18 protein-coding genes, 1 pseudogene and 1 riboswitch are annotated in these 21,083 nt (G+C 53.7%); of the genes and pseudogenes, 7 read left to right on the top strand and 12 right to left on the bottom strand.

The annotated features are described in order from the left end of the window. Nucleotides 1-58: 58 nt before the first annotated feature. Entirely contained in the window at nt 59-1,300 is a 1,242-nt protein-coding gene (locus tag BY447_RS22080) for a protein-disulfide reductase DsbD family protein (RefSeq protein ID WP_110332251.1), read from the bottom strand. A 24-nt stretch (nt 1,301-1,324) separates the two neighbouring features. Next, a complete protein-coding gene (locus tag BY447_RS22075; protein WP_033735696.1) occupies nt 1,325-1,882 on the bottom strand; it encodes a peroxiredoxin in 558 nt (185 codons plus the stop codon). Between the two features lie 366 nt (nt 1,883-2,248). Here BY447_RS22075 and BY447_RS22070 point away from each other — a divergent pair, with 366 nt between their 5' ends. The 3 genes and pseudogenes from BY447_RS22070 (at nt 2,249) to BY447_RS22060 (ending at nt 4,213) form a co-directional block, all read left to right on the top strand. Then, on the top strand, nt 2,249-3,457 hold the full coding sequence (locus tag BY447_RS22070; RefSeq protein ID WP_110332294.1) for an aldose 1-epimerase family protein: 1,209 nt from the start codon (nt 2,249-2,251) through the stop codon (nt 3,455-3,457). A gap of 181 nt (nt 3,458-3,638) precedes the next feature. Next, nucleotides 3,639-3,899: a type II toxin-antitoxin system ParD family antitoxin gene (locus BY447_RS22065; protein WP_013196250.1), complete on the top strand. Its 261-nt coding sequence runs from the start codon at nt 3,639-3,641 to the stop codon at nt 3,897-3,899. Continuing rightward, nucleotides 3,899-4,213: pseudogene (locus BY447_RS22060) on the top strand (type II toxin-antitoxin system RelE/ParE family toxin). Before BY447_RS22065 ends, BY447_RS22060 begins: the two are co-directional and overlap by 1 nt. A 213-nt stretch (nt 4,214-4,426) precedes the next feature. Here BY447_RS22060 and BY447_RS22055 read toward each other — a convergent pair. After that, nucleotides 4,427-4,834 (bottom strand): DUF4354 family protein, encoded by a 408-nt coding sequence (locus BY447_RS22055; RefSeq protein ID WP_110332250.1) that lies wholly within the window; start codon nt 4,832-4,834, stop codon nt 4,427-4,429. A 289-nt stretch (nt 4,835-5,123) separates the two neighbouring features. After that, entirely contained in the window at nt 5,124-5,897 is a 774-nt protein-coding gene (locus tag BY447_RS22050) for a 2OG-Fe(II) oxygenase (RefSeq protein ID WP_110332249.1), read from the bottom strand. 990 nt (nt 5,898-6,887) lie between these two features. Here BY447_RS22050 and BY447_RS22040 point away from each other — a divergent pair. Together BY447_RS22040 and BY447_RS22035 are read left to right on the top strand one after the other, a co-directional pair. Continuing rightward, complete coding sequence (locus BY447_RS22040; protein ID WP_323859532.1) at nt 6,888-8,450, top strand: ABC transporter permease subunit; 1,563 nt, start codon at nt 6,888-6,890, stop codon at nt 8,448-8,450. A gap of 191 nt (nt 8,451-8,641) precedes the next feature. Further along, nucleotides 8,642-9,424, top strand: a complete 783-nt coding sequence (locus BY447_RS22035; protein WP_323859531.1) for an ABC transporter ATP-binding protein — start codon at nt 8,642-8,644, stop codon at nt 9,422-9,424. 343 nt (nt 9,425-9,767) lie between these two features. On the opposite strand, the gene uca is transcribed toward BY447_RS22035, so the two are convergent. The 6 genes from uca to BY447_RS22005 all read right to left on the bottom strand — a co-directional run bounded on the left by uca (nt 9,768) and on the right by BY447_RS22005 (nt 17,538). Beyond that, on the bottom strand, nt 9,768-13,379 hold the full coding sequence (gene uca / locus BY447_RS22030; protein WP_110332246.1) for an urea carboxylase: 3,612 nt from the start codon (nt 13,377-13,379) through the stop codon (nt 9,768-9,770). A 110-nt stretch (nt 13,380-13,489) separates the two neighbouring features. After that, on the bottom strand, nt 13,490-14,125 hold the full coding sequence (locus BY447_RS22025) for an urea amidolyase associated protein UAAP2 (RefSeq protein WP_033785086.1): 636 nt from the start codon (nt 14,123-14,125) through the stop codon (nt 13,490-13,492). Nucleotides 14,126-14,135: 10 nt separating this feature from the next. Continuing rightward, on the bottom strand, nt 14,136-14,864 hold the full coding sequence (locus tag BY447_RS22020; RefSeq protein ID WP_095707790.1) for an urea amidolyase associated protein UAAP1: 729 nt from the start codon (nt 14,862-14,864) through the stop codon (nt 14,136-14,138). After that, on the bottom strand, nt 14,861-15,646 hold the full coding sequence (locus BY447_RS22015; RefSeq protein WP_110332245.1) for an ABC transporter ATP-binding protein: 786 nt from the start codon (nt 15,644-15,646) through the stop codon (nt 14,861-14,863). Before BY447_RS22015 ends, BY447_RS22020 begins: the two co-directional genes overlap by 4 nt. Then, complete coding sequence (locus BY447_RS22010) at nt 15,643-16,458, bottom strand: ABC transporter permease (protein ID WP_110332244.1); 816 nt, start codon at nt 16,456-16,458, stop codon at nt 15,643-15,645. Before BY447_RS22010 ends, BY447_RS22015 begins: the two co-directional genes overlap by 4 nt. Before the next feature lie 24 nt (nt 16,459-16,482). Then, nucleotides 16,483-17,538, bottom strand: a complete 1,056-nt coding sequence (locus BY447_RS22005) for a putative urea ABC transporter substrate-binding protein (protein ID WP_110332243.1) — start codon at nt 17,536-17,538, stop codon at nt 16,483-16,485. A 60-nt stretch (nt 17,539-17,598) separates the two neighbouring features. Beyond that, a riboswitch (guanidine-I (ykkC/yxkD leader) is annotated at nt 17,599-17,697 on the bottom strand. 286 nt (nt 17,698-17,983) lie between these two features. Between BY447_RS22005 and BY447_RS22000 the strand changes: the two genes are divergently transcribed. Beyond that, nucleotides 17,984-19,033 carry an ABC transporter substrate-binding protein gene (locus BY447_RS22000; RefSeq protein WP_110332242.1) on the top strand — a complete coding sequence of 350 codons (1,050 nt, stop codon included), beginning with the start codon at nt 17,984-17,986 and terminating at the stop codon, nt 19,031-19,033. Next, nucleotides 19,033-19,719: a molybdate ABC transporter substrate-binding protein gene (locus BY447_RS21995; RefSeq protein ID WP_110332241.1), complete on the top strand. Its 687-nt coding sequence runs from the start codon at nt 19,033-19,035 to the stop codon at nt 19,717-19,719. Before BY447_RS22000 ends, BY447_RS21995 begins: the two co-directional genes overlap by 1 nt. Nucleotides 19,720-19,781: 62 nt before the next feature. On the opposite strand, the gene BY447_RS21990 is transcribed toward BY447_RS21995, so the two are convergent. Together BY447_RS21990 and BY447_RS21985 are read right to left on the bottom strand one after the other, a co-directional pair. Then, entirely contained in the window at nt 19,782-20,363 is a 582-nt protein-coding gene (locus BY447_RS21990) for a DJ-1/PfpI family protein (protein WP_110332240.1), read from the bottom strand. Between the two features lie 167 nt (nt 20,364-20,530). Further along, nucleotides 20,531-20,914 (bottom strand): cupin domain-containing protein, encoded by a 384-nt coding sequence (locus BY447_RS21985; RefSeq protein ID WP_110332239.1) that lies wholly within the window; start codon nt 20,912-20,914, stop codon nt 20,531-20,533. Nucleotides 20,915-21,083 lie beyond the last annotated feature (169 nt).

Here is a 21,083-nt window from a genome sequence, read left to right as displayed (position 1 = left end):
ATCAGCACACTGTTGTCGTGTACTGATACCGCAGCAGAAAATCGTTTCATCAATCGTCTCAGGTTTTCTTTCCTTTTTCCGTTGCCTGATCCAGCGCTGAAATCACGATACCCGGCGTCAGCACCTGCGGGAGTACCACCGGTTTGCCGCCATCTGCCGGGTAGACCACGTAGAGAGGTAATCCACCGCGTCCGAAATCACTCAGCGCCTGTTCAACATCGGGATTGTATTTAGTTGAGTCCGCGACCATGTAAATGGTGCTGGTACGCGCCATGGCCGCTTTTACCGCCTGCGTCGATAGCGACGTGCGATCGTTGACCTGGCAGGTGATACACCAGGACGCGGTAAAGTTCACCAGGATAGGCTTACCCTGACCTTTAATTGCATCGACATTCTGTGGCGACCAGGCCACCGCGGCAGCGGCCGGTGAGGCGGCTTCCGTCTCAGCCGGTGCCGTGGCAAAACTGTTCAGATTCAGTAACGGCACCACGACCAGCGCCAGAAAGAACGCGGTGGCAACATGCAGTACCACATGACGCTGTCCCATCATACGGCGTTTCTGCGCCATGCCATACAGCCAGGCAGCAAAACTAAACAGTAAACAACAGGCCAGAATCGCGGCCAGGGCCGCCGATCCTGCCTGACGTTCCAGTACCCAGATCAGCCAGCCCACCGCTCCCAGCATCGGAAACGCCAGACCCTGTTTCAAGGTGATCATCCAGGCACCGGGCTTTGGCAATATTCTCGCCAGAACCGGGAAGAATGAGATCAGGGTAAAGGGTGCAGCAAAGCCCAGCGCCAGCGATATAAAGATCACCACACTGACCAGCGGAGGCTGGGTCAGCGCATAGCCTACCGCGCTGGCCATAAAGGGCGCGCTGCAGGGGGTGGCGACGATGATGGCCAGTGCCCCGGTCAGGGCTGAACCAACCAGTCCACCGCGATCGCCGCCCACTTCGCCGACCCGCTGGATCGACAGTCCGACTTCAAACAGACCGAGCAGGTTCAGTGCTGAGCCGAGCATCACCAGAATCAGTGCGGCAATAACCAGCGGCGATTGCAGCTGAAATCCCCAGCCCACCGACGCACCGCCCGCCCTGGCCAGCAGCAATACGGCGGTCAGAGCAACCATCGTCACCACGACACCAAGCAAAAAGGCCAGACCTTCTGCACGGGCGTGTGAGGGCGATTCGTGATGGCGGATCAGGCTCAGTGCTTTCAGCGAGATCATCGGAAACACGCAGGGCATGAGGTTCAGAATAATGCCGCCCAGGAAGGCGGCTGCAATCGCAGTCAGCATGATGTACCTGCTCAGATGATGAAGTTATGCCGGATTGGCCTGGCGATATTTTTTAACGGCATCCATCGCTTTCTGGATATGCGTATCAGGATTTTTATCGGTGAAGCTCAGCAGGATTTTGCCGTCCGGCGCAATCACATACGAGGTGCGGTCTGAGACTTTCTGCCCCTTCATCTCCATTGTGCTCTTATATTCTTCGGCGACTTTGGCACCCGGATCGGCGGCAACGGTAAATTTGTCACGACACTCCAGCTGCGAGAATTTAGCAATCTGATCGGTATTACCGGCGGTGACACCAATGACGGTCGCACCCTGTTTTTTGAATTCATCGGTCGCTTCAGCAAAGTCATGCGCTTCGAGCGTACAACCCGCACTGAACGCCGCCGGGAAGAAGTAAAGAACAACCGGGCCTTTCTTCAGCGCCTGCTGTAATGAGAAGGTGGTCGATTTACCCGCCAGCGCGGCGTCGAGTTTAAAATCCGGTGCTTTTTCACCGACCTGTAACGCCGCAAAAGCGGATGTTGCCGGAACACTCAGTGCCAGCAGCGTAGCGACGGCCAGGGTTTTCAGGGTGTTTTTCATTGGCGTGACTCTCTCCATTAACGAGCAGACGGGGTTGTCTGACGTCTCTTTTCTAAGGTTCGTTTAAAACGGAAAAAAGTTGCGCGGTTTTGAAATTTTTTTAACGTTTTTTTAAGAGGACGTTGATTCCGGATTGTCGATTGTGATTGCAAGGCGAGCTGAATCGAGTACAGCTCATGTGTCTGTGACGCACAAAATGCGTCGTGGTTATTCTTTGTTGAACAAAATTTATGTGAGTTAACCCGCAATAATGTTGTTAAAAAGCACCGGTTTTCTGGCAGGTGAGCATCGTCACGTTTCTGGTCAGCTTCAGACAGTAGATTCCATTTATGGAATGAAAAAACGATTCAGCAAATGAGGCGGATGATGAAGATCAAACTGGCGTTAACAGTACTGGCGGTTCTGGTTTCAGGTTCAGCAGCGGCGAAAACCTGGGTGCTTACAAGTGTTGAACAGGGCACCGAGCAGGGTAACTGGCAGATTTCCAGCAGTGAGCTGAAGTTCCAGGGCAAACCGTTCAGCATTGAGCAAAAAGTGCTTCATGGTGGCAAGCAGGAAGGCAGTAAAATTATCACCATCCACAGTCAGGATGGCCTGACCATCACACTCAGCCCGACCCGGGGCATGAATTTGCTGCGTGTCGAGGGCTTTGGTTCTCGTATGGGATGGAATTCACCGGTGAAAGAGGTGGTTAATCCCGCTTATATCAACCTTGAAAGCCGCAACGGTCTGGGCTGGCTGGACGGATTCAACGAGATGATGGTGCGCTGTGGCTATGAGTGGACCGGACATCCGGTTACCGATCAGGGCCGGATTTACACGCTGCACGGTAAAGCAGGTAACACGCCGGTTTCGCAGCTGGAAGTTGAAGTGGCTGATGCGGCACCGCATGAAATCCGTATTCGCGGCCTGATTAAAGAGAGCACCTTCAAGAAGACGGATTTGCAAACCATGACCGAGCTGCGCTATGTGCCGGGCAGCAACAGTTTCAGCCTGCATGACGTGTTAACTAATTACGCTGACTATCCGCACGATTATCAGATTATCTATCACAGCAACTTCGGCCAGCCTATTCTGGAAGAGGGCGCACGTTTCCTGGCCCCGATGTCCGGCATCAGCCCGTTCAATGACTATGCAAAAGCCGGGTTAAAGGACTGGCAGACCTACAAAGGTCCGACCAAAGACTTTGATGAGATGGTATTCAACATCAAGCCACTTTCCGACAGCAATCACCAGACCGTCGCTGCAGTGATTAACAAAGCCGGAAACAGCGGCGCATCGATTCAGTTTGATACCCGTCAGCTGCCGATGCTGACCTTATGGAAAAATACTGACACCCTGAAACAGGGCTACGTGACCGGCATCGAGCCAGGCACCAGTTACGCCTATCCGGTCACCATTGAACGCGAGCAAAAGCGCGTCAAGCAACTGCAACCGGGCGCCAGTACGGCATTTGACCTGACGTACACCTTGCTGCACAGCAGCGAACAGGTGAATGACGTTGAGAAACGCATTAAGACTATACAGGGTGAAACGAAGATAGATGTAAGCGAGACGCCGATAGCTAAGGAGTAAGTGGCTTAAAACCCTGACAGCAGTCGGGGTTTTTGCTATTAAGTTCAGAACGTTATGTATTTTAGCCACTACGCTAAGCAGACAAATCAGTAGCGGACCGTTAAGCCTGAAGTTGATGAAGAAGTGTTACTCTGAAATACTAACAGTTATTAACTGATAGTAATCCGGCGGGAGCAACAACATGCCAACCAGCGTAGCACTAACACCTTATTTTGAAGCGTTCATCCGTGAACAGATCGAAAGTGGACGATATAACAACACGAGTGAAGTGATCCGTGCCGGTCTGAGAGCACTGGAAGAACGCGAACAACAGATCAAACTTGATGCTCTGCAAAAAGCGGTCAACGCAGGTATTAACAGCGGTGAAAGCAAAAATGCGGAAGAAGTATTCGGTCGTTTGTCGCAAAAATATCGGCGGCAGGCTGAGGGTGGTAAAGCATAATGAAACTGGGTATATCGCCTCTGGCAGAACAGGATATAGAGACCATCAGTGACTATATTGCACAGGATAACCCGGTGCGCGCATTTAGCTTCACATAAGAACTGTATCAGCTGTGCCTGCTTATAGCAGAGTCCCCGGTTATCTATAAGGAGAGGCTTGAGCTGGGACAAAGCGTCAGAACCTGTGCTTACGGACGCTATCTTATCGTGTTCAGGCTGCTGGACACCGAAGTCCGCATAGAGAGGCTCCTTCATGGTTCGCGGGATATCATCACGCTGTTCTCTGAACATGAGAAGCCGAAAAGTCCTCTGTGAGCGGAATAAAGGTCTTTCCAGAAAGATATGGAATGCCTGAGCGATATAATCATGAAGATTAGTTGCGATACATACTCAGCGTTTAAGCAAAAGTGAAAGGGGGAGTTTACTACGCCACTGGACATGAGCTTGATAGCTTATTTAACATAAGATAGATTATGCGCACTTACTGCAGTGCGCCAGTACAGCGATTACTGCTTTAAGCTAACCTCATTATTGAGGACGTTTAGCCAGTTCCGGACATTGCGAAGACCATTTAACAAATCTGGCATTGTAGATAGAGTCATCCTCGCCGATGAAAGAGACTTTACCTTTTTTAGAGCCGTCTTTCAGTACTCCCAGCAGATCTTCCTGCACACTAAACTCATCAAACTCTTTACCTTTTTCATCAAATGCTTTGTAGCAACCGACAAAGCCCGTTAACTCAATCGGCTCTTTGATTTTACTGTATACCAGAAGATCGAATGTTTTTTCGTATTTCAGATGTCCTTCAAGCACGACTGTCCCCTCAGAGGAAGGTGTAGCCTGAATAATCAATTTGTTATGCAAATCTTCAGACGCTATTGAAGAAAAAGAAAACAGGATAAGCGAAGAAACAAGCGTCGTAGTTAGCTTTTTCATTGAGTAAATCCTTTTTGTAGAGGCTGTTTGTTAATTCCATTATCAGTTTACCTACACCAGACTAAACCCGGCGTTAATAATGGCCATCCTCTTGAGATTTATTTTGGTAAATAAGCTGTCATGCGAGGTAATATCGTCTCATCTGATATTCGTTGTTATTTTGACTTTGCTTTTATATGAATTTTCGGATTAATGAGCGTCAGACCTCTTAAAGGTTATGACGAGTGACTTTACTTATGCAGCGCATCTTCTTTTGCGGCTGGCGTGCCCTTGCCGACACGCCCTGATATTAAAGCCTGCCGTAAAAGGTCATACGCGCGGTTTCGGATAACGCAATGTCGGGCTGAGTATTGTAAGCCAGCACAGCCAGCATCCGGGTGACCTCGCCCTGTGTCGGGGTCACCCGGTGCAGGGAATTACGGCCACGAAACAGCACCAAATCCCCGGCATCAATCTCCAGCGCGTCAACCGGCTGGCGCGCATCCAGCACAGCGTTGACACTGGCAAAGTTCATCTCACCAGCATCGGCATCCCGCAGATCTTTCACGTACTCAAACACCCCACCCGCCAGCGGTCTTTGTACCAGTAAGGTGATAGCAAATGAGGAGTTGTCGAAGTGCCAGCCCAGCTCCTGGCCGTGAGGTGCATAGTGCAGGTTGATCGAAGAAAGCGGGTCTGCGTAGGGATAGAGTGCTTTCTCACCCAGCACATCGCACAGGAAACGCTTAAACAGATCATCGTTATAGAGCTGACGCAACGGAGAATCGGCAGCGATAACATCATCGGTGATACAGCCTTTGGTACTGAGCACATCCCGATTACGCGGGTGGTCCGCGCTGAAAGCGTCATCAGGCTTCATCAGATAGACATTGTGTTTGCTGCGGGTGTGATAGGCCAGATGACGTTGCGCATTGCCTTCTTCGATGATCGCCTCTAAAACGCTGCGTTGTAAAAACTGACGCAGAACCAGTGCGCCAGACTGATTTAATTGCTCACGACAGCGTTGACGCCAGTCAGAATCGGCCAGTGGGTGAAGATCGAGACGAACAAGGGAATCAGACATAGCAACAATTCTCATGATCAGCAGATGAGATATTACTTTAACGTTAACCCGCATAGCAGTGTAACCCTCAACCTTTAATTTTCTGATTAGCTTCAGACTTTCATTTGATCTGACCGCGGAACTCTGCGGTCTGGCAAAAGTCACGGCCTGCTGTTATTACAACATCTGAAGGCAGAAGAGATTGTCGGCCCTGCCCCTGATGTTTACGCTGAACAACAAAAAAGGTCGTACTCTGGCAGACCGGGTCATTGGGACGTGTCCAGAGTCACCGTCGAAAGACTGGCGTACGCGGTATCCATGAGATGATGTTTAGTGGAATTAAAAACATCTCAGAGAGGATTGCCAACAGACGCTTTTGATGATGAACAGTAGCTCGAGTAAAGGCGTGAATATAATTCTGGTATAGAATTTATTTAGTCTTCGTCTGTTATCTTGCCTGTGCAAATGGCCTGACTAATTTAAGGATTTATATGTTTAACGATGAACCTCCGTCGGGATTGACGGTTCAACTCTGATTATCTCTCCGCCACAGTCGATTGAGATAATCAGTTCACTATGCCCATCCTCAGGGCGTGATTATCTTTAAATCGATACCTTATGTGTCGGGGTGAATTATGCTTTTCAAAATCTTATATCTGCCATCTTCTTTAAAAGCGGCCTGCTCTTCTTCTGCTTGTGATTATACTGTAATCACCTCAACTGCAGATGAGGTCGTGACCACATCATATCTTCTGCGCCTCTTTTCAGCGCTGAAAAATCGACTGGTGAAAAATTATCAGAGCGCAATTAAAGCGCAGGTAGACAGTATTATTCCCTGAAATCAGGAAAATGATAGCGTAAACATTCAACCCCATCAGTGAGGGGGTTGATTATGCGCCATTTTCACGCAAGAGATACCTCGTCTTCACTGCGAATGTGCAGCATTAACACGGTTATGCCAGATATTTGCAGAGATGAGTGTTAAATCCGCTCTCTATCAGGATTCAATTTATGCAACTGACAAAAAACGCTTCCATCTGGAACAGATTGGCTATTAATGATGTGATTATTATCGCCACGCTTCTCCTGCTGGCCGGTTCATTTTTTTATGGCTGGCAGGAAATGCATACGTATTTTAACGGTACATCACTCCCGGAATTTTCACTCGATTACAAGCAGCTGCCCTATTATACGTTGCGGACCACCATGAGGTTATGCATCGGTCTGGTTTATTCGGTTATTTTCACACTGATTTTTGGGGTGCTGGCGGCGAAATTTACCGCGATGCGAAGAGTGATTCTGCCGTTCGTTAATTTTATGGAGTCTGTTCCCCTTGTCGGCTTTTTAACTTTCACCACGGCTTTTTTTCTCGGTCTCTATCCGCACAGCGTGATGGGTCTTGAGGGGCTGGCGATCTTTGCCGTATTTACAGGCCAGGCATGGAATATGATGCTGACGTTGTATCAGACGCTACGCGTGGTGCCTCATGAACTTTCCGAGGCGACTGTTGCCTTTCGCTGTAATCCCTGGCTGCGTTTCTGGCGTTTAGGTTTCCTCTATTCTGTTCCTGGATTGTTGTGGAATACCATGGTTTCACAGTCTGCCGCCTGGTTTGCATTAATTGCGTCAGAAATGCTGACGGTGGGAAACCAGAGTCTCAATCTCCCCGGTATAGGCTCATGGATCGGATGCGCAATTAATGACGGGAATATCCATGCGGTGTTGTGGGGCCTGCTCGCCCTTGTGATTAATATTGTGTTGTTCGATCAATTGTTATTCCGTCCGCTGGTGCGTTACGCAACCCGGTTCAAATATGAAGATACCTGCGCGCGTGAAAGACCGGGCTCCTGGTTTTATACCTGTCTGGCCCATTCTCTGACCGGGTATTTACTCGGAAAATGTTGCGCGGCTTTTGCTTATTTCTGGCTATTCCGGTTGCCAAAGGCCTGGTATTACCTGAAATTCGATCGCCTGTTTGCAGCGCTTTCCGTCCTGAACTGGCTGTGGTCAGGCGTGTGGTATCTCTCCATTGCGGTGATCTGCCTCTATTTCGGCCATCAGTTATGGTTTTACCTGCCGCTGGAGTATCTGCCTCATCTTCCTGCCTGGATGGGGCTGACGGCAGCCCGCGTGATTGCAGCGATGCTGTTAAGCATTATTATTTTTACTCCTCTCGGCATCTGGATAGGGTTGCGCCCTGGACTGGTTCGTTTTTTCCAGCCCATTATTCAGATTCTGGCCGCCATTCCAGCCAATGTTTTTTATCCCGTCATAGCGGTGATTCTGGTGGCCTGGCATCAGGATCTGAACGGCTGGACCATCCCGATGATTATGCTGGGAACCCAGTGGTATGTCCTGTTTAACGTCATTGCCGGCGCGTCAGTAATCCCCGCGCAGATGACGGATGTCAGCCGGATATTCCGTGCAGGCGGGATTATGTGGTGGACAAAATATACCCTTCCTGCCGTTTTCCCCTATCTCGTCACCGGTATTATCTCTGCCGCTGGCGGGGCATGGAATACCGCTATTGCTGCTGAAGTTCTTAACTGGGGGAAGTATAACTCTGAAAGCTGAAGGACTCGGTGCCTTTATTTCCGCCACCACGGATGCCGGTCAGAATCCTGAAGCCGCACTGGGCTGTCTTGCGATGTGCGTGCTGGTTGCCCTGTGCGTTATTTTCATCTGGAAGCCCCTGTATCGTTATGCCGAAACCCGGTTCAAATATGACTGACCCATTCTGAAGCCTGTTACCAAGAGAAATGATTATGAAAAATCTACGCACCGTATTAGAAATCAAAAATGTCGCCAAATCCTTTCGCCGGGAGCGACACACTCTGGATGTACTGGAAAATATTAACTTCAATGTCCATGAAAATGAGATCGTCGCGCTGTTAGGAAAGTCCGGTTCGGGAAAATCCACGCTTTTGCGCATTATCGCCGGTCTGGAAGCACCTACTTCCGGCTCAGTGGTGTGCAACGATCTGCCTGTAAAAGGTCCGTGCCCTGACGCCAGTATGGTATTCCAGTCTTTTGCGCTTTTTCCCTGGCTCACCGTGTTTGATAATATTGCCTTTGGCCTGCAGGCTCTGGGCCTGCCTGTTGATGAGGTTAATCGTCGTACGGTTGATATGATCGATCTCATCGGACTTGCGGGTTATGCCGATGCCTGGCCAAAAGAGCTCTCGGGCGGCATGCGTCAGCGCATTGGTTTTGCCCGTGCGCTGGCGGTAGAACCGCAATTGCTGTTACTGGATGAGCCCTTTTCTGCACTGGACATTTATACCGGCCATAAATTGCGTCAGGAGTTTATGCATTTATGGCAACATCAGAAAATTAAAACAAAAGCGATGGTACTGGTCACGCATAATGTTGAAGAGGCCGTTATGCTCTGCGATCGCATTCTGCTGATGACCGGAACGCCTGGCACCCTCACCGATACCTTCCACATCGATATTCCGGGGAGAAAACGAAATGCTGAGAATATTAAGCCTTTTGTGGATACCATTACGGAAACACTCAATATGAAGATTGCTGCCACATCAGTCTGAAACTTTGAAGGGATCCATTCATGGGATGGCTGCACCCGATCTTTTAGCATCGGGCTGCCTTCTCGCTTTTATGAATTTTATATTCCGGGGCGCGGGCCTGGGCTGTCGCGGTTGAAACGTGCCCCATTCCGCGAAGCCCGAGTGTGTTCCTGGGGTGCGATAATGTACCGGACATGCCGGGCAACAGGCTGGGTTTCACCCTTTGTCAGGCGAGAAAAACAGCTGAGTTACCATGACAACAGATCCCACAACATTTTGCGTCTGCGCCCGCCAGCGTGCCTGAGCGGGCGCATTCATCCGGTTATCACTGTGCGGCGATGTCACCCAGGCTGTGAGGCGTCCATTATCCTTTAACCTTTTCGTCCAGAATGACCGCTACCCGTTGCCCTGCACGGACTGCGCTGCCAGGCTGCACGTTGACCTGCTGAATAATTCCGTCGCATGGGGCCAGAAGCGGGATCTCCATCTTCATTGACTCCAGCACCACAAGGATCTCCCCTTCCCTGACCCGGCTGCCTGCCGTCGCCTGTACCTGCCATAAATTGCCTGAGACCGGGCTTTCAATTCCCTGCTCGCCAGGCTGCAGCGGCGCGTCGCCGCCTTCATCCGCCCTGGTTTCCTGGCTGTCGAAATGGGCCTGGCCGCTGGCTATCCAGCGATCACGCTCAGCATTAAACGCGCCTTGCTGATGATCGCGAAACCGGCTGATACTTTCCGCTTCATGGGCGAGGAAATCCTGATACTCCGCCAGCCGCAGCGTGCTGTGCTCAATGCGCAGCGGATAGCGGCCGAGCGGAAAATCCCGACGAATCTGCAGCAGTTCATTCGCTGAAACCGGATAAAAACGAATCTGATCGAAAAAGCGCAGCAGCCAGGGTTTACCGCCAAAGTCAGCCACTTCATGATATCGATTCCACATCTGCAGTGTGCGGCCGACAAACTGATAGCCGCCAGGCCCCTCCATGCCATAAACACACAGATAAGCGCCGCCGATACCAACCGAGTTTTCTGCCGTCCAGGTTCGGGCCGGGTTATATTTGGTTGTGACCAGCCGATGGCGGGGATCCAGCGGCGTAGCGACCGGCGCGCCGAGATAGACATCGCCCAGTCCCATCACCAGATAGCTGGCTTCAAATACGGTATTCCAGACGGCCTGCTCATCCGGCAGATCGTTTATCCGCCGAATGAACTCAAGATTGCTCGGGCACCACGGCGCATCCTGACGCACGGTAGTCATATATTTCTCGATGGCCTTCTGACAGGCCGGATCATCCCAGGAGAGCGGCAGATGCACCACGCGTGTCGGAACCTGAAGGTCATCACTCATGCAGACTGTTCCCCACTCCCCGCGCACCCATGCCAGCAGTACATCGAGCGTCAGCGTCTCCGGCTGAAAATGGATTTGCAGCGAGCGTATCCCTGGCGTGATATCAATAATACCGTCACGGGATTGCGCTTCCAGCGCCTGCATTAACGCGTGAATGCGAAAACGCAGCACCAAATCCAGCTCCGGCTCACCGGCTTCCATGAGCAGATGTGTATCGCCTGAGAGACGTGCAACCAGACGTTTATCTGCTTCACCAGAGGTCATCACAATGGGCGACATCAGCGGCGCAGGCTGCCAGTCAGTTTCCTGCGGCTGGAGTGTGGTCAGCTCGGTGCGTCGGCCCTCAGCCAGTCGCCGGGCAGTGGGAATATCGACCGCAAAAAACTGTACTTTGTCACCCGCTTTCAACTGCCCCAGTTGCCAGAGATCCGCTTCGATTACTGTGACCGGGCAGACGAATCCCCCCAGGCTGGGACCATCAGGCCCCAGGATCACCGGCATATCGCCGGTAAAATCGACTGCGCCGATGGCGTAGGGATTGTCATGAATATTTGATGGGTGCAGTCCGGCTTCGCCACCGCTGTCACGGGTCCAGACAGGCTTTGGTCCAATCAAGCGCACGCCGGTACGGCTGGAGTTAAAATGCACTTCCCATTCGGTGGCAAAGAAGGTCTCAATATAATCCGGCGAAAAGAACTCAGGCGCGCCGTGGGGGCCATAAATGACTCTCAGCGAGCGCACTGCGGCAAGATCTGTACGCAGTCCAACCGGCAGTTCTGATTCGGTTGCGCTCACGGTTCGCGGAGCAAGATGCAGCACGTCACCGCTTCGCAGCGCCCGTCCTGCATGTCCACCAAACTGACCAAGGGTAAAGGTGCTTTTGCTGCCTAAATAGTCCGGCACCTGAATACCCCCGCTCAGGCAGAGATAGCTCCTGACGCCCGCGCCATTCATCGCGCCCAGCTTCAGCGTTGACCCGGCCGGGATAGTAAATATGGAGTCCATTGATTGCGCGACCCCATCCAGCGTGGCACTGAGCGGCGCACCACAGATCACCGCCTGAATCTCAGTGTTAAATTTCAGGGTGGGGCCGTTCAGGGTGATTTCCAGCGCTGCGTCACCCTCTGCATTCCCCAGCAGACGATTGCCGAAGCGCAGCGCGCGATCATCCATTGGCCCCGACGGCGGGACACCGACTGCCCAGTATCCTAGGCGTCCTGGATAGTCCTGAATGCTGGTCTGGGTTCCGGCACTCAGCACCTCAACGGTCGCCGCCTGATAGCTGAGTTGTTCCAGGCAGCGGGTCCAGGGCTCCCCCGCGATAAAGGGCGCAAAGGCTAAAATCTGCAACAGATAGAGGCGATTCGTCTCCACGCCATAGAATTGAGTCTCCGCCAGTGCCTGCGCCAGGGTGGCGATTGCTTCGTCGCGGGTTGGACGCCAGGCAATCGCTTTTGCCAGCATCGGGTCGAAGAAAGGAGGAACTTCGCATCCCGCTTCCACCCAGCGGTCAATGCGCAGGGTTTTCCCCTCAGCCGCCGGGAAGCGGACTTCGGTTAACAGCCCGGGTGAAGGCTGGAACTGCCGCCCCGGATCTTCTGCGTATATTCTCGCCTGAACAGCATGACCACTAGGCTTCAATCTGGTCGCTAACTGATCCAGCGGAAGTAAATCCCCCGCCGCCAGCTTAATCATCCACTGCACCAGGTCAACGCCCCAGACCTGCTCCGTTACGCCATGTTCCACCTGAAGCCGGGTGTTCACTTCGAGAAAATAGAACTGCTGCGCCGCGCTGTCATAGACAAACTCTACCGTTCCGGCACTGCGATAATTCACCGCTTTACCCAGCGCGATGGCTGCCGCGCAAAGCGATTCAGCCATGCCCGCGGGCAGATTCGGCGCAGGCGTCTCTTCGATCACTTTCTGATTACGTCGCTGAACCGAGCAGTCGCGCACGCCCAGCGCGATAACCTCGCCCTTTCCGTCACCGAAAATCTGCACCTCAAGATGACGGGCACGTTCGATATATTTTTCGAGAAACACCCCTGCGTCGCTGAAGTTGTTCTGGCCGAGACGCTGTACGGTTTCAAACGCGTCTGACAGTTCATTCGCATCACCGCAGACGCGCATGCCAATGCCGCCACCGCCCGCCGTGCTTTTCAGCATCACCGGATAGCCGACACGCTCTGCGGCGCGGCGGGCTTCGCTGACATCCGCCAGCAGTTCACTGCCCTCCAGCAACGGCACGCCTTCAGCCTTCGCCAGCGCGCGGGCCGTATGTTTCAGGCCAAAGGTCCGTAACTGCTGCGGCGTGGGACCGACAAAAATCAGACCGGCGGCCTCGCACGCTTCCGCAAAGGCGGCGTTTTCGGAAAGAAAACCGTAGCCCGGATGGATCGCTTTTGCCCCGCTCTGCTGCGCGGCGGCGATGATTTTTTCCGTCACCAGATAGGTTTGTGCGGCCGGGCCTTCGCCAAGGCTCAGTGCGTCATCCGCCTCGCGAATATGTAAGCTGCTCAGGTCGGCTTCGGAATAAACGGCGACGCCTTTCACCTGCATGGCACGCAGCGTGCGAAGGATGCGACAGGCGATCGCGCCGCGATTAGCAATCAGTAAGGTATCAAACATAGGCGAACTCTCAGGGATGCGGGTCGTCCCGCAAAATTCGATATTCCCTGGGGCCGTCCCCGGGGCTGACCGGCACTAAAAAGGTGGCCAGAGAAGTTCAGAGGGCTGGCTCAGTTCCACACCAGCACTTCGGCGGGCGTCGGGTTCCAGCCGTTGCAGGGGTTATTCAGTTGCGGACAGTTGGAGATCAGCACCATTACGTTGCATTCGGCTACCAGGTCGACATATTTTCCGGGCGCAGATAAGCCGTCTTCGAAGGTCAGACCGCCTTCAGGCGTGACCGGAACGTTCATGAAAAAGTTGATGTTGGCGCCGATATCCCGCTTGTGCAGACGGCCATCATGCAGACAGGCGCACAGGAAGTTATCCCGACAGCTGTGCATGTCGCGTTTATCGTGGGCATAGCGCACGGTGTTGCTCTCCTGGGAGCAGGCGCCTCCCAGGGTATCGTGGCGACCGCAGGTGTCGGCGACGATCGTCAGCAACGGATTGCCGAGATTCGAATAGAGCACGCTGCCGGTGGTCAGATAGACCTTGCCCTGACGACGCAGCGTGCGCTGAGGATCGTAGCGTTCACGCGGGTTGTCGGTGTTGTAAAACAGGGTATCTATCGCCTGATTGCCTTCGAGGTCGAGCAGTCGCAGCGTTTGCCCTTTTTTGACTTCGAACAGCCACGGCTCGCCTGCCGGGATCACGTGCCGATAGACGGCATCTTCAGGACGACGATCAGAATGGACAACGGTCATCGCAGCCTCCTTACAGGGCAAAAAGTTGAGTGTTGTGAAATGCACGCTGGTTTTCGCCGCGGTTAACGATCGCCTCACTGACGGCCTGCATATCGTCGGCCTGATACCAGCTCAGCTGGACCGGACGGGGATGATAGTCAGTGGCCGGATCCTGCGGATGTGGCAGCGCGGTCAGCACCATCAGCACGTCCATGGGCGCGTAAAGCTCAACGAAATCCCCCGCGCGGCTGTTGTCCGTGCTGAACCCGAAACGGCCCTGCCCATCAACCGTAACCTTGCTGAAAAAGTTGACGACCATCAGCAGATCTTCCAGACCCAAATCCCATTTGCCCATCTCAACCAGCAGATTATCCACGCCGTTGCGATAGAAGCCGTTGCGCAACTCCTGATAGCGACCGGCACCGTACTTCTCCTGTGTTTCCGCCGCGTTGAGTACGCCGCCAAACGGGTCGTGCCAGCCGCAGCTATCGGCAACGATCGCGGCCATCACGCGCCCCATGTCGGAGTAGAAACAGTGGCCGGTGGTCAGGCGTGCGGTGTGCTGACCTTTCAGGGTATCCGGCAGATTGAGCCGTTCACTTTTCTCGTGCGGATTGAGCATCATCATGCTGACATTGGCGCCGCCTTCGATATCGGTCAGACGCAGGATCTGCCCTTTACGCAGAATCAGTGAGGTATGCGCGCCACCGGGCAGCAGCTCTTCGCGCAGGCTCGGGGCTGAATGAAAAAGTTCTGTCATTTAGCGGTCTCCTTTAAAGGGTAAATGTTGTTTCTGCTGCCGGTCGCCAGCTGTGACAGCCGCGTCTCATTAAGCGGGATGTCGTAGGTGATACGCGCGCCCCACGCATTGGGGGCCTGCGGGTCGATGCGCACCTTGTCGAACACCAGCAGCCGGGTGCCGAGATTGAAACCTTCGGCAAGGTCGTGCGTGACCATAAAGACCGTCATCCGGGTTTCGCTCCACAGCTGGAGCAGCAGCGCATGCATATCTTTGCGGATGCCGGGATCCAGCGCGCCAAACGGCTCGTCCAGCAGCAGCACGCGTGGCTGCATCACAAACGCCTGCGCAATCGCCAGCCGCTGCTGCATTCCGCCGGAAAGCTGCGCCGGATATTTATCCAGCGAATGGCCCAGCCCGACTTTCTCCAGCATCTGTTTAGCCTGTTCGCGTGCCTGGCGTTTTCGGGCACCAAATAACCGGCCTTTAAGAGGTGACGCCGGAAGTTCGAGGCCAATGGCGACGTTATCCAGCACGTTGAGATGAGGGAAAACCGAATAGCGCTGAAACACCACGCCACGGCTGCGATCCGGCTCTCCGGGCAGTTGCTCACCGTTCAGCGTGATTGATCCCCGCGTCGGCTTCTCCTGACCGAGCAGCAGGCGTAAAAATGTCGATTTACCGCAGCCGGACGCGCCTACCAGCGAACAGAATTCGCCCTCTTTAACCTGCAGATTGATGCGCTCCAGCACCACGTGGTCGCCATACTCCTGCCAGATATTTTTGATATCGATAAAACTCATTCCCGGCCTCCTTCCGCCCAGGGGAAACAGGCTTTGTGCAGCCGACGCAGCGCGAGGTCCATCAGCCACGCCAGCAGCGTGATCCAGATGACATAAGGAATGATCACATCCATCGCCATATAGCGGCGGACGAGGAAGATGCGATAACCCAGCCCGGCGGTCGCGGAGATGGCTTCGGCGGAGATCAGAAAGAGCCATGCCGATCCCAGCAGCAGACGCAGCGACGTAATCAGCCGGGATAACAGCTGCGGCAGCACGACCCGCAGCACCACCGTCCAGCTGTTCGCTCCCAGGGTTTGCGCTTTGATAAACAGCTCTGCGGGGATTTCCCGCGCCCGATGCTCCAGATCGCGCGCCAGCATTGGTGTGATGCCAATGACGATCAGCATCACTTTTGACAGCTCATCCAGCCCGAAGACGATAAACAGCATTGGCAGCAGCGCCAGCGGCGGGATCATCGACACCACGGTCATGAAAGGTGACAGCGCCGCGCGGGTCATCGGAAAAACGCCCGCAGCGATGCCGATGCACAAGCCAATTACCGAAGAGAGCGCCAGGCCAGTCAGCAGACGGGTTAAGCTAATCCACGTATCCGCCCACAGCAGATACTCCCCGCTGCGCTTGTCCGGCGTGAACGCCATCCGGTCGATGGCCGCGATCATCTGCGACAGGCCGGGCAGCAGTTTGTCGTGGGGATTCGCCTCCAGACGCACTGCCGAACTGATAAACCACGCGGCGATCAGCAATACAAACGGTAACAGCATCAGCGTCAGGCGCATTCCCTGCCGGGGATAGCGGTTGATGTGGCGCATGCCAAATACTCCTGAGTCCGGTGATTACAGCTTGCCCGCAGCGGCCAGCTTCAGATAGCTGTCGTCAAAGCGCAGTTTGATGTTTGCGGTGTCGCCGACGGTGGCGTTGCCCGGGAAGCGCATGCCGATGAAGTCAGCGCTTTGCGCGCCCTCGCCCAGCAATCCTTTATCAAAGGAGAACGCAGCGACGCGCTGCATGGTTTTCGCCAGTTCAGGGGATGAGACAAAGGTCTGGGTTTCGGCAGGGGTCCAGAACAGGTGGGTGGTTTTCAGCTGCGCCTTATAACCGGCGAGGTCCGTACCTGAATCGGCCGCCATGGCACTCAGCGCCTGGGTGTCTCCGGCCTGCATCTTCGCCATCATCTCAAACCAGGCACCGGTCAGCGCCTTGCCGAGTGCGGGGTTATCTTTCAGGGTGTCGGTATTGACCACCATCATGTCAATTAACTCGCCCGGCACGGCCGATGAGCTGAACACTTCTGTCGTCTGCGGCGTCTTTTTGATGACCGAAAGCTGCGGGTTCCAGGCCACAGCCGCTTTAACGTTGCTGGTGCCGAACGCTGAGACGATATCGGCATCGGAGGTATTTACAACTTTAACGTCTTTTTCCTGCAGTCCGGCCTTCTCCAGCCCGCGGACCAGCAGATAGTGCGACACCGACAGCGCAGGCAGATAGACCGACATCCCTTTCAGATCGCTGAGCTTTTTGTTTTCGCCTTTCAGCACTACGCCGTCGTTTCCATCGGAATAACTGCCGGTGATCAACGCCGTGCTATCAATGCCGCCGGCTGCAGGAATGGTCAGGGCATCCATATTCGTCATAGTGCAGCCGTCGAACTGCCCGGCGGTGTACTGGTTGATCGACTCGATGTAGTCATTGAGCTGAGTGATATGGATTTTAATGCCATATTTGCTGGCCCATTTATCAATGATCTTCTCATTGCTGATGGCGCCCCAGGGCATCCAGCCCGCGTAAATGGTCCAGCAGATGTTGAACTCTTTTTTAACGGCGGCGAAAGACGGCGCGCTGACCAGCAGCGTCAGCGAAAGAATCAGCGTCAGGAGGGGGGATTTCTTCATGGTTGACCTCTGGTTAGCACAAAAAAACGGGAGCAGCGCAGGACACCAGATGGTGCCGCTGTCTCCCGGGCTTTTGTCCCGCCGTGTAACCTCGCAGAGGTCGCCAGCTCTCGGACCAGACATTCACCTGCGTGAACCGGAACCCTAGCCAGCTATTTGCTATCAATGTGTCATACGCTGCTTACTGCTAAGACTTCAGCAAATGGCGTGCCAGAAATTAAAGCCATTAATATCAGCAATGTAGACGGTTTTCGGCACAGAAGGCACCGGGATGGTGAACCAGCAACGGGCATTGCACATAATCAGTGCTGTGCGGGGGATAAGGGCGATATGCGCAGTCAGTCTCTTTTTCTACCTGCTGCTTTCCCAAAATAATGACCCAGACCGTGACGCAGATCACCTATCGCTATATAATAAAATGCATAACGATTTTCGAGGATAGTTAATGAAGCGCTTCTGGCAGACATGCACATTCGGTTTACTGATACTCCTTCCACTCTCTTCTCAGGCATCGCGCCAGATCACCGACCAGATTGGCCGTCAGGTTTCGATTCCTGACCACGTTGACCGCATTGTTGTGCTTCAGCACCAGACGCTGAACCTGCTGGTGCAGATGAACGCCACCGATAAAATCGTCGGGGTGATGGCGAACTGGAAGCAGCAACTCGGCGACGGCTATGCGCGACTGGCCCCTGAGCTGAACCATATGGCTGTGCTTGGGGATTTGACGCATGTTGATCCGGAGAAACTGGTGGCGCTGCATCCGCAGGTGGTGTTTGTCACCAATTATGCCCCGCATGAGATGATCGACAGCATTACCGCGCTGGGGATCCCTGTCGTGGCTATCTCGCTGCGCCATGACCTGCCGGGTGAACAGGACAAAATGAACCCGACTCTCAGTGATGAGGAAATGGCCTATGACAAAGGTCTGCGCGAAGGCACTACGCTGATTGGCGAGATCGTCAACAAACCCGCCGAAGCGAAAGCGCTGATTGATGCCACAGATCAGGGTCGCAAAATCGTCAGCGACCGCCTGAAAGATATACCGGCGGAGAAACGTATTCGCGCCTATATAGCCAATCCGCAACTGACTACTTATGGCTCCGGGAAATATACCGGTCTGATGATGCAGCATGCGGGAGCGGTTAATGTCGCCGCGGCGACCGTGAAAGGATTTAAAACCGTGTCGATGGAGCAGGTGATCGCCTGGGATCCGCAGGTGATTTTTGTCCAGGACCGTTACCCCTCTGTCGTGAATGAAATCAGCAGCTCTCCACAATGGCAGGCGATTGACGCGGTCAAAAACCATCGCGTTTATCTGATGCCGGACTACGCCAAAGCTTGGGGCTATCCGATGCCGGAAGCAATGGGGCTTGGCGAACTGTGGATGGCAAAAAAACTCTATTCGCAGAAGTTTCAGGATGTCGACATGAACAAGCTGGCTAACCGCTGGTATCAGCGTTTTTATCGCACCACTTATCAGGGTCCAGAGTAATGAAGGTACTGGCGGCGGGCAGCCTGAAAGGCGTCTGGCCAACACTAATGGCGTCCTTTCCGGAGCCGGTTGAAACCCGTTTTGGTCCGGCTGGCCTGCTCCGCGAACGGATTGAGGCTGGTGAGCGGTGCGACCTCTTTGCTTCAGCCAGTGAAGATCATCCGCAGACGCTGCGGGCTGCCGGACGCGCGCTGGCAGTCATGCCGTTTGCCACCAACCGGCTCTGCATTACGGTGCGCAGCGATTGTCTTCTTCCTGGAGACGACTGGTATACGTTGCTCACCCGTGACTCGCTGCGAATCGCCACGTCCACACATGGTGCCGACCCGTCGGGTGACTATACGCAGATTCTTTTCTCCCGGATGGGTAACGCCGGTGAAGCGGTGCGCCAGCGCGCCCTCGCGCTGGTTGGCGGGCGTGACTCAGCAGCCATTCCCGCAGGCAGGCTGGCAGCGGAGTGGATTATTCAGGCGGATATGGCGGATCTGTTTATCGGCTATGCCAGCTATCAGACAGCCCTGAGCCGGATTGCCGGGCTGACGGTAGTGAATATTCCGGCGGCTGTTAATCCTGTTGCACGCTATGCCTGTGCGGTCATCAAGCCACAGGCGCAAAGGCTGGCGACGTTCTTAGGTTCAGATCAGGCAAAAAGGGTATTGCGGGATGCGGGATTTGGTTGTGAATAAAAAGCGCTTTTTCAATTACTGTGCGCCCCGTCAGCCTGCCGCTTCGGGGGCGCCAAATCAAATCAGAGCTTAGCGAAATCCACTTTAAGCTTGTGACTGATGTGTTCCGCCTGTTCAGTGGCTTTGTCGCCCTCACCTGTCAGAGTAAAAGCAATGGCGAAGGCGAAATCAAACGCCGCGCCCAGATCCTGTCCGCTCAGCAGATTGCCATCTTTCACAACCGATGCATTAACGTAAACGCCATCGGTCACCCCCTCTGAAGAGGTACCGGAACTGACATAACGCCGTCCCTTCAAAAGCGCGTGAGGTGCCAGCACTCTGGCCGCTGCGGAACAGATTGGGCAGACCAGACGACCCGCTTCATCATGTCGGCGAATAAAATCGATCACCGCAGCATTCGCTGACAGATTTTTGCTGCCGTCCGGACCGCCTGGCACAATCACCGCATCAAACTGCCGCTCGCGATTCTCCTCCAGCAGCTCATCGGCCACGACCTTCACCTGATGATAGCTGGTGACTTCCCTGTAGGGCTGACAGGCCACAGTGGTCACGCGAATGCCCAGACGTGAAAGAATATCGAGCGTGATGATGGCTTCAGCTTCTTCAAAACCGGGCGCGAGCAGCAGGGCAACATTCTTATCCATGAAAAAATCCTTTTACATTGTGGGTGTGGTTGGAGCAAAGAACGTTAATCCTGGTCTGTGCAGACCCACCGTTTACTGATCCGAATCAAATCCGGGCGGGGTTTATTTCAGAGGTTAGCAACGGCAGCGAAAACACTGCCGTCATGTGTTATGGCAAACGCCGCTACTTAAAACTCTTCAGGTTCTCCCGGCAGCGGCTCGGTCAGTTCCTGCCCTTTTACTCCTGCATAGGTGATCACCAATTCAGCAGGTTCATCCAGAGTATAACCACGATGCGCGCTATTAACCGTTTCATTCAGAGCTTCACCTGCTGTAAACGTGCGCTGTTCGCCGCTCTCTTTATCCTCAACAATCAGTTCGCCAGAAAGAATAAACGCCGTATTCGGCATCGGGTGGGTGTGCCAGGGCAATGACGTATGAGCAGGCAGTGACAGTCGCATCACTGTCAGTTCAGGTTCGCCAGTGGGATAAGCATTTATCACCTCACCGTTCCAGGCCTGGCTGCTGCGCATCACTTCGACCGCGTTAATTTCGTTATCCTGCTTTGACATGGTTAATCCCTGTTGTTACTCAATAGAATGCCAGTAGTGACTGAGCAATAAGCGTAGAAGAAAATGGTGCTGAGGGTTTCATACGTGATGAATCAGTAAACGATCAGTCAGCCAGTGCAGAAAAAATAGCGGGAATGATCGGGCCAGCAGAGTGGATGGTTAATTAATG

Source organism: Pantoea sp. JKS000250 (genome assembly GCF_003201065.1).
Taxonomy (GTDB): domain Bacteria; phylum Pseudomonadota; class Gammaproteobacteria; order Enterobacterales; family Enterobacteriaceae; genus Pantoea; species Pantoea vagans.
This window is presented reverse-complemented; position numbering and strand designations above follow the sequence as displayed.